This window comes from Streptomyces sp. CA-142005 (assembly GCF_050942335.1).
GTDB lineage: Bacteria > Actinomycetota > Actinomycetes > Streptomycetales > Streptomycetaceae > Streptomyces.
On the sequence record NZ_CP192078.1, the window covers coordinates 5,680,088 to 5,693,028 of the forward strand.

The following is a 12,941-nucleotide window of genomic DNA, read 5'->3' on the forward strand; positions in this document are numbered from 1 at the left end:
GCCGGCGGGGTTCTTGGAGTCGACCGGGTGCTCACGGACTTGGGCGGGCGGTGAGCGGCAGGCGGGTGCGAAGGGGATTCGCCTGCCGCTCGCGCCGGTCAGGCCGCCGTACCCCCCGCGTAGTCGCTGTTGAACGTCGTCTCGACCGTCTGGGCCACCGGCTGGGCCACGCCCGTGCCGGTGAGGATGATGCCCAGCTCCCGGTTGTTGCTCAGGGAGTTGCTGCTGATGTTCATGGAGCCGGCCTCGACCTCCTGGGTGGACAGGCCGTAGTCGGCGACCATGGCCTTGGCGTGGATGTAGAAGCCGTTGGGGTCGGAGTAGCCGACGACCGTGCCGCCCGCGGCCTTGATGGCGGAGACCTCGCTGGAGTAGCTGGAAGGATTCTCCAGGACCACGCGGACCTTCACGCCGGCCTTGGCGCGGGCCACGATCGCGTTGACCACCGTGCTGTCGCTGAACTCCAGTTCCTCCACGTCCAGGGACTTGGTCGCGGAGTTGATGAAGGACACCAGGCGGTTGCGGGAGTCGTTGGGGGACCACAGCAGGTGGTCGCCGTCGGTCGGGGTGACCGAGGTGGCCGTGTAGTCGGCGTTGAAGACCTTCTCGATGGCGGCGACGTCGCGCGTGTCGTCGGTGAAGACGCCGTAGTCGCGGCTGGTCGTGTAGTACTGCGCCGTCAGGTTCCCGGTCATCACCAGGGACTTGACGCCGTCGACGGTGATCGTCTTCTGGTGGGTGTAGACGAAGGCCGACGACGACCAGACCACGCCTATGCCCGCGTTCGTCAGGGACGTGTACGCCGAGTTGTTGGCGGTCTTGTGCTGGCGGTCGAGGATGACGCGGACCGTGACGCCCTTGTTCTTCAGGGCTATGAGGTCGTTGACGGCCGTGGTGTCCTCCAGCTCGTACATCGTCATGTCGAGCGTGCTGGTGGCCGAGTTGATGAAGTCGTAGATCGTCGGCTGGCTGCCGGACTGGGAGAAGGTGAAGGCCGAGTAGCTCGCGGCGTTGGCGGGGACGGCCGTGGCGACGACGGCGGCGCCGGCGGTCAGGGCGATGGCCGCACGGGTGAGGACCTTCCGCAGCATGCGTGACTCCTAGGTGAGCGTGAGCGCACGGGGAGGGGTGGCGCGGGCATGACACCACGCGCGTAGAACGCTGGGGAGGCGCGCGGATCCAGGGATCGCCAGGAGAGCGCAAAGACTTCGTATGACGGCGCCGGTTTGCCCGGGAATGGGCCTGCCGTGGGCTCTCTATGAGGCGGCGACCGGTCCGACACGGCGTCGGCAAAGACGGGGGCCGGGCGGGCGTAGCGTAGAGGGCATGACGAAGTACGGATCCTTCCCCGGTACGCGTCCCCGGCGGCTGCGCACGTTGCCCGTCATGCGCCGCATGGTCGCCGAGACGCGCCTGCACCCGGCCGACTTCATCCTCCCGGCGTTCGTCCGGGAGGGCGTGAGCGAGCCGGTGCCGATCGCCACCATGCCCGGTGTCGTCCAGCACACCCGCGACAGCCTGAAGAAGGCCGCGCTGGAGGCCGTGCAGGCCGGAGTCTCCGGGATCATGCTGTTCGGCGTGCCGGAGGAGACCAAGAAGGACGCGCAGGGCACCGCGGGCACCGACCCGGACGGGATCCTGCAGGTCGCGCTCCGGGACGTGCGCGCCGAGGTCGGCGACGACCTGCTCGTCATGTCCGACCTGTGCCTGGACGAGTTCACCGACCACGGGCACTGCGGGGTCCTGGACGCCGAGGGCCGTGTCGACAACGACGCGACCCTGGAGCGGTACGCGGAGATGGCCCAGGTGCAGGCCGACGCCGGCGCCCACGTCGTCGGGCCGAGCGGGATGATGGACGGTCAGATCGGCGTCGTCCGCGACGCGCTCGACCAGATCGGGCGCGAGGACGTGGCGATCCTCGCCTACACCGCCAAGTACTCGTCCGCCTTCTACGGCCCCTTCCGCGAGGCCGTCGCCTCCTCGCTCCAGGGCGACCGCAAGACCTACCAGCAGGACCCGGCCAACTGGCGCGAGTCCCTGCGGGAGCTGTCCCTCGACCTGGAAGAGGGCGCGGACATGGTCATGGTCAAGCCGGCCGGACCGTACCTCGACATCCTCGCCCGGGTCGCGGACGCCGTGGACGTGCCCGTCGCCGCCTACCAGATCTCCGGCGAGTACGCGATGATCGAGGCCGCCGCCGAGAAGGGCTGGGTGGACCGGGACCGGGCCATCTTCGAGACCCTGACCGGCATCAAGCGCGCCGGGGCCCGCACCATCCTCACCTACTGGGCGACCGAGGTGGCGCGCAAGCTGCGCTGAGCCGGGGTGCGAACCCGCCTGCGGCCCTCGGGCCGGCTCGGAGTGGAGCCGGCCCGAGGGCCGCAGGCCTGCCGGGGAGCTCCGGCCGGGGTCAGTCCCACCAGAAGGTCCAGGCGGGCGCCCCTATCAGATCCTTCGCATAGGCGCGGAAGGTGTCCTGCTCGCCCTGGAGCACGTTGTCCGGGCAGAACGCGAAGTGCTCCGCCGCCACCGCCTCGGCGTCCTCCTCGGTGGTCGGCGGAGCCGCCACCGAGACGACGAGGGAGTCCAGGCCGAGCGCCACGACCCGTATGCCGAACCGGTCCTCCCAGGAACGCAGCACCGCGCACATCCGAGCCACGTCGCTCTCGTAGTTCACCGGGCCGGTCCAGCCGATCGCCGCCGGTATGTCGGCGGACCGGCGGGCCGGGACCAGGGCGAGGTGTGCCTCCTCGATCAACGCGCCCCGGCCGCCCCTGACCGCATCGGCGACCTGAGCGGCACGGGTGTCCGGATCCGCGGCGAGCGGGCCGGCCGGGGCGAGGCCGGGCCACTCGCCCCCGAACGGTTCGAGGTCCTCGGCGATCTCGCCGTCCTCCGTCTCCTCCGCCCAGTACTCCGCCAGGACGTCCTCGGCGTCGTGATCGCCCGGATACGACGTCTCGCCGGGCCGCAGCGCCCAGTTCTCCAGGCCGCCCCGGGACGCGGCCAGGTCCACGAGCACCGGCAGCAGACCGGCGCGGGCCGCCGGCGCGCCCAGCGCCTTCCACGTGCCCGGCGCGGCCGGCTTCTCCGCGTGCCACAGCAGAGGTTCGTGCCAGGGGCCGTCGTGCGTCAGGTCGACGAGCCTGCCGGGCGGCAGCTGAAGCCCGAGGGTACGGCCGCTGGGGTCGGTGGCCAGCCTGGGCAGCGGGTTGGGAAGAGTCGCCATGCCAGTGACTGTAAAGGCCGCCACTGACAACGCCGTTGACCGGCCTCGTCCGAGGAACCCACGGCCTCCGAACCATCTCTTACCGGTTGGTGTTGTGATGGATGAGGGCACGGTGACCGGCGTGACGGGAAGGATGGGGGAACGTGCGGATCGGGCGTTACCCGGTGCGGTGGCACATCGTGCTGCTCACGCTGTGGACGACCGTCTGGTTCCTGGTGGCCGAACGCCACGCGGCCGTGTCCTGGCACTATCTGCGCCAGGGCGAGCAACTGCTCTTCGGCCAGGCCTCCGGCGGCGGCCTCGCCCTCTACGCCAACCACCCCGAGCTGCAGATCGGCCCGGTCGGCTTCCTGGTCGCGGGCCTCTTCGCGCCGTTCCCACCCGACCTGGGCGAGAAACTGGCCGACGCGTTCATGTCCGGGCTCGGCCTGTACATGCTCGTCCTGGTCGGCCGCGCCGCCGCCGACCACTACCTCGGCACCGGCGTCAACCACAAACGCCTCCAGCAACGCGTCCTGGTCGCCGGGGCGGCCTTCATCCCCATGTGGGTCGAGGTCTCGGTCCGCTTCGCCCACCTCGACGACGTCCTGGCCCTGTTCTTCACCACGCTCGCGGTACGCGCACTGGTCCGGGGCAACGCGACGGCGGTGGGCGTGTTCCTGGCCCTGGCGGTCGACTCCAAGCCCTGGGCGGTCGGCTTCCTGCCGTTGCTCCTCGCCCTGCCCCGGCCGACCCGCCTGCGCGCGGCGACCTGGACCGTCGCCCTGGTGGCGGCGGCCTGGCTCCCCTTCTACCTGACCCACCTGGAAACCCTGCACGCGGCCCGCTTCACGATCCCCAACCAACCGGCGTCCTCACTGCGCTGGTTCGGCGTGGACGACCCCGCGACCCCGTGGTGGGACCGCCCCGCGCAGATGGCCCTGGGCGTGGGCCTCGGCGCCCTGGCGGTACGACGGGGCCGCTGGCCGGCGGTGGTCTTCCTCGCCGCCGACGCCCGCATCCTGCTCGACCCCAGCGTGTACACGTACTACAACGCCTCGGTCCTCCTGGGGACCCTGATCTGGGACTCGATCGGCCAGCGCCGCCTGGTCCCCTGGGTCAGCTGGATCGCGCTGATCTCCCTCTACGGCAGCACGCTACTGATCCCGTCGGACGCCACCCGGGGCTTCATACGCCTGGCGTTCTGCGTCGGCTCGGCGGCGTACGTCCTGCTGTTGCCCCAGCGGGCCCCTCGCGGCAGCCGAGGCGGACGACCACGCCGAGATCCTGCGCAGGGCAGCCTCATAAGCAGGTGACCTGGCCTCGGCGATGGGGGCTATCTGGAGTCACATAGGCCATGGGTCGCTCGCTGGGTCTCGCTGGGTGGTGATGGGCAGGTTTGTTCCACCCGGTGGTGGCTCCAGCCCCGAATTTCGGGCTTCTCTGTGAGGGGAGATGGAACAAATCTGCCCATCACTGCCTGGGTGGCCGGTGACGGGGCGGATACTCCGGGGTCCGTCGCGCTAAACCAGCGTCGTGATGCAGAACGGGTGCCCGGCCGGATCGAGCAGCACCCGCCACCGCTCCCCGCCCGGCTGGAACTCGGGCTTCTCCGCGCCCAGTTCGAGCAACCGCTTCTCGGCGGCGTCCAGATCGTCCACGCCCAGCTCGATGTGCGCCTGCTTCTCCTGGGCCGGGTCCGGCCAGGTGGGCCGGCGGTAGTCGGCGAGGCGGTTGAAGCCCAGGCCCGTCGAGCCCTCCTTGCCGAGGAAGACGAAGTCGTCGTTGGAGAAGAGGACGGACATGCCGAGCAACTCGCTGTAGAAGCCGGCCAATTCCTTGGGGTCGGCGCAGTCGAAGGTGACGGCGGCGAAGCGGAACGCGGGTGCGGATGAGGTTTCCGTGGTCATGGAGAGCACGCTAGGACATGACCAGGACAGTTCCGGTCCTGGTTGTGCGAGGCGTGTGCCAGACTTCCCGCCGTGCTCAGCTCGTCCGCCCGACTGCTCCGCCTGCTGTCCCTGCTGTCCTCCCGCCCCTCCTGGACCTGCGCCGAGTTGGCCGAGCGCATGGAGGTCACCGACCGCACGGTCCGCCGGGACATAGCGCGGCTGCGCGACCTCGGCTACTCGGTCGACTCCGAGGCCGGCCCCTGGGGCGGCTACCGCCTGCGGGCAGGCTCCCGCGTTCCGCCGCTGATCCTCGACGACGAGGAGGCACTGGCCGTCGCGGTCGGCCTGCGCGAGGCCGCGCTGAGCGACGCGCTCGGTGACGACCAGGCGGCGCTGTCGGCGCTGCTGAAGCTGCGGCAGGTGCTGCCCCGGCACATCGCGGACCGTCTCGGCGAGCTGGACGACGCGTTCGTACGCCTCCCGGGAGCCGACGGACCTCAGATCAGGCCGGGACTCCTGCTGGAGCTGGCCGTCGCCTGTCGGCGGGGGGAGCGGGCCCGGCTGTCGTACACCGACGGGGAGGGCAGGAGTACGGTCCGGGAGGTCGACCCCTTCCGTCTGGTCCACACGGGGCGTCGCTGGTACTTCGTCGCGCGGGACGTGTCCCGAGGTCAATGGCGTACCTTCCGCGCCGACCGGGTGGACCGCCTGCAGCCCACCGGCCGCCCGTCGGACCTCACCGACGCGCCGGACCCGGCCCACCTGGTCTCCCGCAACATCGCGAACGGCCCCTACCCCCTGTCCGCGACCATCCGCCTGCCCCTCCCCGTGAGCGAGGCACTGAGGCTGATCCCGCCCACGGTCGGCACCCACCGCCCCGACGGCCCCGACGCCACGGTGGTCGACATCGGCGGCCCCGACCCGGACGGCCTCGCCCGCTATCTCCTCGGGCTGGGGTCGCCGCTGCGCGTCCTCGAACCGGATTCGGTACGCCAGGCGTTGGCACGCCGGGCGCGTCACCTCGTCGATGAGAACACCGCTCAGGAATAGGTGTCCGACGCAGGCCCGCGCCGGCAAGGAACTCTGCGGTGGCGGTTTCCTACCAAATCCCGTCGATTACCTCTTCCAATGCCAGAGTCCACTGGGATTCTTCGCTGCCGAAAGGCGCGGAGTCGAATTCCGAAATCTGGGCACGGAGGCGCTCGGCTCGTGATTCGATCTCGGCGTCTTCGTCTCGTCTGTGTTGCAGGAACTGCTGGAAGAGGAGCAGGGAATAGACCAGTGACTCGACGTCCCTGTGGATCTCGGTGTACGAATCCAGCGGCTCGCCCTCGCCGAACTCGTAGATCTTGCCACTCTTGGGGTCCAAGGCGATGAGGGAGGCGGCAAAATATGCCAGGACGAGCCAGCTGCGGCATTCCCCGGGTAGTGTTCCGTCTTCAGGACCGAACCACTCGGACAAGCTGATCGATTCGTCCTGGCCGACGCTGGCCTTGGACTTGAACCAGTTGGTGTCCGGAAGTCCCACTTGGCTGAGGAACAGCATCGTCCGCTCGTCGAGCAAGTTCTCCGTCGAATGAAATCGAGGGAAGTAGACGACTCCCGTCAGCCCGAACGATTCCAGGACTTCATCCGGTGAGACGGCGAAACTCATGCGAACACCTTCCGTGTCACGTCAGTCAAGAAATGCTGCTTCTGTCAACGGCCGTGATGCTTTCTCAGTTCTTCCATGTAATTTTGGTGTTCCGTGTCCCGAAGGTGTCGTGGAACCGACTGGTCGTAGGTGTTGGCGTGATGGACTGTCCCGGTGTCGGGGAATCGCAGATTCAACCAGGCATCGCAACGAGGTCTCTTCTGGCACGGTTGACGCTCGGTGAACACCTCTTTCAGTCCGGACTGTGTTTCTCTGTGCAGCAGTGGATAGCCGATGGAACGTTCGGAATGCATGCTGTCGTCGCTGTATCCGACGAGGATGCTTGTGCCTCGGCCGTCGGGGTCAATATACCGGCCCGCCGCATAATTGTTTCCGGAGTAGTCGTTCTGGGCGTACCGGGCAAGCTGCGTGGCCTGGCCGAGTTCATCGGTGTAGGGGTCCACCTTGGTCGACTGGACCTTGCCCGTGTGGGAGTTCGGTACCTTCGTGTCTTCGTTGTCGCGTCTTGTCTGTGGACGCCAGGCTCGCCCGTTGGCATCGAGAACGCCATGCAGCCGGTGCCGGTCCGTGCTGTCGAGGGGACGCAGGTCGCCGCTGGAATGGAGACGCTGCACACTGCCGTCGATGTGGAGCAGGTAAGTGCGGACCTCGTTGTCGGTGCCCCTGTGCAGCCGCGACACCTCCCTCGCCCGGTTCGGGACCGTCTCGGTGAGGTGCTTTCCGACCTTGACGAGTGCCTTCTCGCAGCCGTGCAGGGCCCCGTGGATCATCGAGTCGAAGGTCTGGGTGAAGGGGTCCTTGCCCCTGGTGCGGCCGAACAGGCCCTTGGCCCGGCCGAGTGGGGCGGCGCTGTTCGCGTGGAGTTCGCCGCCGTGGAAGGAGAGCTTGCCGGCTCCGCTCTCGAACGCCTCGTGGTCGATGTGGAGGTCGGCGCCCGCGCCTGAACCGCCGGACGCGGAGGCCAGTTCCATGCCGCCGTCTCCCGCCGAGGCCAGCTTCATGCCGCCGCCGTGTCCGTGTCCGTGGCCGCCGCCGGCGCCGCCGCTCCCGTCGCCACCGCCCGCGCCGGAGCCGGTCGGGGCGGGCGGCAGGGTGAACGCGTCCTCCGCCAGATTCAGCACCGCGTCCTCGATCATCGCCTCCAGCTTGGCGTTGACCGGTGCGGTGACCCGGGCGACCAGCTCGTCCACGATGCGGTCGACGGCCTCGTCGATGATTCGTTTCACCAACTGCCGCATGGCCGTGACCTCCGCCGCGCCGAGCACGGCGGACAGGCCTCCGGTGACGAAGGACAGACCGACCGAAAGGCCTACCGAGCCCGCCATGACGGCGAGTTCGGCCTCGGCCTTCGTCTTCATTCCGAAGATGATGTCCGCGACCACGTCCAGGGCGTCGGCGAACAGGCGGGCCAGCTCCGGGATCTTGTCCAGGTGGCCGGCCTTGACCTGGTTCCAGTGGGTCTGCATGGAGTGGACGGCCCAGCCGTGCGAGGAGGCCAGGATCTGCTCCACCGTCTTGTGCGCATCCGCGCCGTGGCCCTCGAACTTGTCGGCGAACTCCCGCATGGCGTGGGCCATGTCGCGGTAGTCGTCCTCGTCGACATTGGGGAAGTGGATGCCGATGAAGTCCAGGACCTCGTCCAGCCACCCCGGAATCGTGTAGCCCATCCCCCGTGACGCCCCCTCGTCCTCCAGATCATCGTATGAGTACTAAAACCCTAACGAGGGAGGGCTGTTGGAGGGCAAGGGTGCCTTGGAGCTCTATGGCATGACTGTGACAACCTCTCCGGCTTTTCGGGCTGGGCGCAGGTGCACCAGCCGCTCATCGGTGCCGATCAGCAGCGTCCCGGCACCAGTCACCGCCAGCGCGTGCACCGGGGCTCCGGGCCAGTAGGCGCGGACCGCGCCTTCCTCGTCCACGGTGTGGTGTTCGACCAGGCCGTCCCCCCAGGCGACGGCCAGTACCGGTCCGGTGTCGGTGGTCGCTGCCGCCAGGGCCGTCACCGGGCACGGCCGCGACCGGACGGGGGAGGCCAGCGGGTCCGCTCCCGGGCCCCACACCCGTACCGTGCCGTCGTATCCGCCGCTGTAGATCAGGGGTATGCCCGGTCCCTCCTTGGACGGCGTCAGGCGCAGGGCCGCTACGGCGGCGACGCCACCCTCGTGCAGGTGCGCTGCGAAGCTCTCCACCTCTTCGTCCGCTTGGGAGAAGGCGTGCACGCGGCCTGTGGCGTCCCCTGCTGCGAGCAGTCCCTCGCAGAACGACAACACCGTGGCAGCTCCGTCGAGTTGGGTTTGCGCGGCTTCCGTCAGCCGTTCCAGCGGCGTCGGCCCGTCCGCCAGCAGTGCCGCCAGCCCCGTGGCCCTCGGAGCCGAGGGGCTGTGCCGGACGTGCAGCCGGCCCTGCGCGTCCAGGACGAGCACGTCGCCCTCCGGCGTCGCCGCCACAGCGCGCGTCCCCTGCACCGGCTCCGGCAGGCGGCCGGCCGGAGCCGCGTCCGCCTCGTCGACCAGCCGGATCGTGTCCTGGTGATCGGCCACCACCAGCTTCCCGGCGAGTTGCCCACGCCCCGACGACAGTGCGCGTGCCGGTCCCGGCCACGGCGGCCGGACATCGCCGCGCACCCTCCGCCAGACCACCTGCCATGCGGCTCCTCCGGTCAGCGCCGCCAGTGTCTGCGGCAGCCTCGGGTCGGCGTCGTCGCCCAGGGCGGCGAGGAGTACGACGGCCCGGTCCGCAGGTGACAGCTCACGGGTCAGGGACGCTCCCGCCCGCAGCCATGCCGCCCGCAGGCCGCCGTGAGCATCGGCGGAGCGTTCGTAGCCGATGGACACCTGCCAGGGGTCCGCTGCGCAGATCGCGGTGGGGTCGTTCAAGTCGACCGTGCGCGTGGGACGTTCGAGCGGCACCCGGCGGTCGGGCGGCCGGGCCGCCGCCCAGGCGGCGTACCGCTCCGGGTCCGTCCACCGCGGCTGGTCGAGATCCATCACAGCCGAGGGAGCGGCCGTGAGAGTCGCGGCCTCGCCGCTGCCGCTCCGTATCTCGACGAGCAGCCGGATGTGCGGCAACTCCAAGAGGGCCAGAGCGAGTTCGGCCACGCCTGCGGCGTCCTTCGACGCGTGCAGTTCCGGCAGCACGATCACCGTGCGCCGCTCGTCGGCGGCCAGCGCGGCCACCAGCTCGCCCGGGGTGCGGGCGGCCACCATCAGCTGCTGGGACAGTGTCCAGGCGGCCGTGAGGGCGCTCTCCCCGGCCAGGGGCACAAAACCGTGGACCCGGCGCTCCCGCTGGGTCCCCTCCCGCGTCCCGTGCCCGATCAGCCACGCCAGCAGGGTCGACTTGCCGCATCCCGCGCCGCCGGTGACGACACACAGGCGAGGGGCCTCAGGATCCGCCAGCCAGGCCAGCAGCGCGGCTGCGGCCGGTTCGCGGCCCGCTGCCGGGCGGGACCACTTCAGGGCCTCGCTCACTGGCGGCCCGCCTGCTTCGCCGCGTACGTGATCAACTCCTTGAGTCCCTCTTCGCGCGACTCCGCCGTGGAGCCGTAGTCGAAGCTGTGCGTGAACTCCGCGTGGGGGAAGGTCGCTTGCAGCCAGACCGCGCAGTAGTGGCCCGGCATCATGCACGGCTCCAGCTCGCAGTAGACGCGCCGGACCTGCTCCGGGGCCACCCCTTGCGCGTGCAGGCGCTGCCACACCAGTTCCTCCGGGTGCGGGCGCCCAGGACCGGTCGCGTCGGTGACGATCTGCTTGGCGCCGGAGGCATCGAGGTACTCGAACGCCGACGAGAACGGGAAGTTCAGGGTGTGCCGTACGTCGTCCAGCACCTTCGGCCACCAGCTCTCGCGCTCCTCGAACGCGGCGGCGTCGATCCGGCGCAGCTCGGCGTTGAGTTCGCGGAAGGCAGCGGCGGCCACCGGGAGGCTGGTCGAGGCGGCGATCACCGGAAGGCGGCGGTCCAGGGCTGCCAGGGAGGCGTTGAAGGCCGAGACGGTCGAGCTGACGAACATGTCGTCCTCGTCCAGGCCCAGGAACACCGCCTGTACCGCGCCGTCCGGCCGTACGCACAGGTGGGCCAGCGGGTCCGTGCCGATGCTCAGCCAGTTCTCCCGCCCGGCGGGCGCGGGCAGTCCGTGATGTCCGGCCCACATTCCCAGGACCGGCGCGTCGCTCTCGGCCGCCGCGGTGAAGTACGGCCGCACGTGCAGCGGAACCCCGGTGGCCGTCAGTACCTCGCGGGTCGCGTCGGGCAGTTGGATGCCGTACGAGGCGGGCACCGTGAACCGGCGCATGCCGTCCGCGCCGAAGTGGGCCGTGGACGGGTCGGGGACTCGCTCGGACATCGGGCTCCCTCAGAGTCTGTGGAGACGGGTCTCCACAGACTCTAAGGGCTGCCGGTCAGAGCTTCTCGGGCGTCCGGATGCCCAGCAGGGCCATGCCCCGGTGCAGGGTGCGGGCCGTGATGTCGCACAGGAAGAGGCGGTTCTCCACCTGGGCCGGGGTCTCGGCCTTCAGGACCGGGCACTTGTCGTAGAAGGTCGTGTACAGGGAGGCCAGCTGGTAGAGGTAGGCCGCCAGCTTGTGCGGGGCGTACTCCGCCGCCGCCTCCGTCACCGTCTCGGCGAAGGCGTCGGCGTGCAGGCCCAGGGCGCGCTCGGCCTCCGCCAGTTCCAGCTCCGGGTGCGCGGCCGGGCGGGTCTCGCCGGCCTTGCGGAGGATGGACTGGATGCGGGCGTAGGCGTACTGCAGGTACACGCTCGTGTCGCCGTTGAGCGAGACCATCTGGTCCAGGTCGAACTTGTAGTCCCGGTTCGCCGACGTCGACAGGTCCGCGTACTTCACCGCGCCGATGCCCACCTGGGCACCCCGCTCGGCGATCTCCTCCTCGGACAGGTCCTGGGCCTTCTCCCGTACGACGGCCGAGGCGCGGTCGATGGCCTCGTCGAGGAGGTCGACCAGGCGGACGGTCTCGCCCTCGCGCGTCTTGAACGGCTTGCCGTCCTTGCCGAGGACCGTGCCGAAGGCCAGCTGGAAGGCGGTGACGTCCTCGTTCAGCCAGCCGGCCCGGCGCGCCGTCTCGAAGACCATCTTGAAGTGCAGGGCCTGGCGGGCGTCCACCACGTACAGGAGCGTGTTCGCCTTGAGGTTGAAGACACGGTCGCGGATCGCGGAGAGGTCGGTGGCCGCGTAGCCGTAGCCGCCGTCCGACTTCTGGACGATCAGCGGGACCGGGTTGCCGTCCGGGCCCTTGATGTCGTCGAAGAAGACGCACAGGGCGCCCTCGCTGCGGACCGCGACGCCCGACTCCTCCAGGAGGCGGCAGGTCTCCGCGAGCATGTCGTTGTAGCCGGACTCGCCGACGATGTCGGGGTCGCGGATCTCCATGTCCAGCTTCTCGAAGACGGAGAAGAAGTAGATCTTCGACTCGTCCACGAACTTCTGCCACATGGCGAGCGTGTGCGGGTCGCCGGCCTGGAGGTCGACCACCCGGCGGCGGGCCCGCGTCTTGAACTCCTCGTCGGAGTCGAAGAGCTTCCGCGCGGCCTTGTAGAGGCGGTCGAGGTTCGACATCGCCTCCTCACCGGTGACCTGGGCCTCCTTGTGGTCCAGCTCGTGCGGGTGCTCGTCCAGGTACTGGATGAGCATGCCGAACTGGGTGCCCCAGTCGCCGATGTGGTGGCGGCGGACCACGTTCTCGCCGGTGAACTCGAGGAGCTGGACCACCGAGTCGCCGATCACCGCCGACCGCAGATGGCCTACGTGCATCTCCTTCGCCACGTTCGGCTGCGCGTAGTCGATCACCGTCGTGCCCGGCTGCGCGGCGGTCGGCACGCCGAGGCGGCCGGTCTCGTCCGCGTACCGCGCGGCCAGGTTCGCGGTGATCGCCCGGTCCGCGATCGTGATGTTCAGGAAGCCGGGGCCGGAGACCTCGACGTCCTTGATCAGCTCGTCACCCGTCACCACCCGGGAGACGACCTGCGTCGCCAGCTCCCGCGGGTTCGCCTTCGCCTTCTTGGCCAGGGCCAGGATCCCGTTGGCCTGGAAGTCGGCCCGGTCGCTTCGTCGCAGCAGCGGGTCCGCGCCGGCGGCCTCCGGCAGGGTGGCCGAGAGGGCGGACGCGAGGTGCTGCTGGACGTTGTCGCTGAGGGACGTGACCGAGGCCATAGGAATGGGTGCCGTTCTCCTCG

General features: G+C 69.8%; 11 protein-coding genes. 3 read left to right on the forward strand and 8 right to left on the reverse strand.

Annotated elements, in window-relative coordinates; translation table 11 throughout:
* Nucleotides 1–98: 98 nt before the first annotated feature.
* A complete protein-coding gene (locus ACQPXS_RS26575) occupies nucleotides 99–1,091 on the reverse strand; it encodes a phospholipase D-like domain-containing protein (RefSeq protein WP_433451765.1) in 993 nt (330 codons plus the stop codon).
* A gap of 235 nt (nucleotides 1,092–1,326) precedes the next feature.
* Here ACQPXS_RS26575 and hemB point away from each other — a divergent pair, with 235 nt between their 5' ends.
* Nucleotides 1,327–2,319, forward strand: a complete 993-nt coding sequence (hemB, locus tag ACQPXS_RS26580; RefSeq protein ID WP_433451766.1) for a porphobilinogen synthase — start codon at nucleotides 1,327–1,329, stop codon at nucleotides 2,317–2,319.
* Between the two features lie 91 nt (nucleotides 2,320–2,410).
* Here the strand turns inward: hemB and ACQPXS_RS26585 are convergent, their stop codons facing one another.
* Complete coding sequence (locus ACQPXS_RS26585; protein ID WP_433451768.1) at nucleotides 2,411–3,229, reverse strand: DUF4253 domain-containing protein; 819 nt, start codon at nucleotides 3,227–3,229, stop codon at nucleotides 2,411–2,413.
* Nucleotides 3,230–3,372: 143 nt separating this feature from the next.
* Here ACQPXS_RS26585 and ACQPXS_RS26590 point away from each other — a divergent pair, with 143 nt between their 5' ends.
* Complete coding sequence (locus tag ACQPXS_RS26590; protein WP_433451769.1) at nucleotides 3,373–4,524, forward strand: hypothetical protein; 1,152 nt, start codon at nucleotides 3,373–3,375, stop codon at nucleotides 4,522–4,524.
* Nucleotides 4,525–4,731: 207 nt separating this feature from the next.
* On the opposite strand, the gene ACQPXS_RS26595 is transcribed toward ACQPXS_RS26590, so the two are convergent.
* Nucleotides 4,732–5,118, reverse strand: coding sequence for a VOC family protein (locus tag ACQPXS_RS26595; RefSeq protein WP_433451771.1), 387 nt, complete (start codon nucleotides 5,116–5,118; stop codon nucleotides 4,732–4,734).
* Nucleotides 5,119–5,190: 72 nt separating this feature from the next.
* On the opposite strand from ACQPXS_RS26595, the gene ACQPXS_RS26600 reads away from it, so the two are divergent.
* On the forward strand, nucleotides 5,191–6,150 hold the full coding sequence (locus ACQPXS_RS26600; RefSeq protein ID WP_433451772.1) for a helix-turn-helix transcriptional regulator: 960 nt from the start codon (nucleotides 5,191–5,193) through the stop codon (nucleotides 6,148–6,150).
* Between the two features lie 49 nt (nucleotides 6,151–6,199).
* Here the strand turns inward: ACQPXS_RS26600 and ACQPXS_RS26605 are convergent, their stop codons facing one another.
* From ACQPXS_RS26605 to argS, 5 genes are all read right to left on the reverse strand, one after another.
* Complete coding sequence (locus tag ACQPXS_RS26605) at nucleotides 6,200–6,754, reverse strand: SUKH-4 family immunity protein (RefSeq protein WP_433451773.1); 555 nt, start codon at nucleotides 6,752–6,754, stop codon at nucleotides 6,200–6,202.
* Nucleotides 6,755–6,798: 44 nt separating this feature from the next.
* Complete coding sequence (locus ACQPXS_RS26610; RefSeq protein WP_433451774.1) at nucleotides 6,799–8,421, reverse strand: nucleic acid/nucleotide deaminase domain-containing protein; 1,623 nt, start codon at nucleotides 8,419–8,421, stop codon at nucleotides 6,799–6,801.
* A 93-nt stretch (nucleotides 8,422–8,514) separates the two neighbouring features.
* Nucleotides 8,515–10,224, reverse strand: coding sequence for a hypothetical protein (locus tag ACQPXS_RS26615; protein ID WP_433451775.1), 1,710 nt, complete (start codon nucleotides 10,222–10,224; stop codon nucleotides 8,515–8,517).
* Nucleotides 10,221–11,096 (reverse strand): SUKH-4 family immunity protein, encoded by an 876-nt coding sequence (locus ACQPXS_RS26620; protein WP_433451776.1) that lies wholly within the window; start codon nucleotides 11,094–11,096, stop codon nucleotides 10,221–10,223. Before ACQPXS_RS26620 ends, ACQPXS_RS26615 begins: the two co-directional genes overlap by 4 nt.
* Nucleotides 11,097–11,151: 55 nt before the next feature.
* Complete coding sequence (gene argS / locus ACQPXS_RS26625; protein WP_365333183.1) at nucleotides 11,152–12,918, reverse strand: arginine--tRNA ligase; 1,767 nt, start codon at nucleotides 12,916–12,918, stop codon at nucleotides 11,152–11,154.
* Nucleotides 12,919–12,941 lie beyond the last annotated feature (23 nt).

What these genes read in the sequence shown, in the direction of transcription:
- argS (WP_365333183.1), bottom strand. Translation starts at nt 12,918, where the DNA reads ATGGCCTCGGTCACGTCCCTCAGCGACAACGTCCAGCAGCACCTCGCG.
- ACQPXS_RS26610 (WP_433451774.1), bottom strand. Translation starts at nt 8,421, where the DNA reads ATGGGCTACACGATTCCGGGGTGGCTGGACGAGGTCCTGGACTTCATC.
- ACQPXS_RS26620 (WP_433451776.1), bottom strand. Translation starts at nt 11,096, where the DNA reads ATGTCCGAGCGAGTCCCCGACCCGTCCACGGCCCACTTCGGCGCGGAC.
- ACQPXS_RS26575 (WP_433451765.1), bottom strand. Translation starts at nt 1,091, where the DNA reads ATGCTGCGGAAGGTCCTCACCCGTGCGGCCATCGCCCTGACCGCCGGC.
- ACQPXS_RS26605 (WP_433451773.1), bottom strand. Translation starts at nt 6,754, where the DNA reads ATGAGTTTCGCCGTCTCACCGGATGAAGTCCTGGAATCGTTCGGGCTG.
- hemB (WP_433451766.1), top strand. Translation starts at nt 1,327, where the DNA reads ATGACGAAGTACGGATCCTTCCCCGGTACGCGTCCCCGGCGGCTGCGC.
- ACQPXS_RS26595 (WP_433451771.1), bottom strand. Translation starts at nt 5,118, where the DNA reads ATGACCACGGAAACCTCATCCGCACCCGCGTTCCGCTTCGCCGCCGTC.
- ACQPXS_RS26585 (WP_433451768.1), bottom strand. Translation starts at nt 3,229, where the DNA reads ATGGCGACTCTTCCCAACCCGCTGCCCAGGCTGGCCACCGACCCCAGC.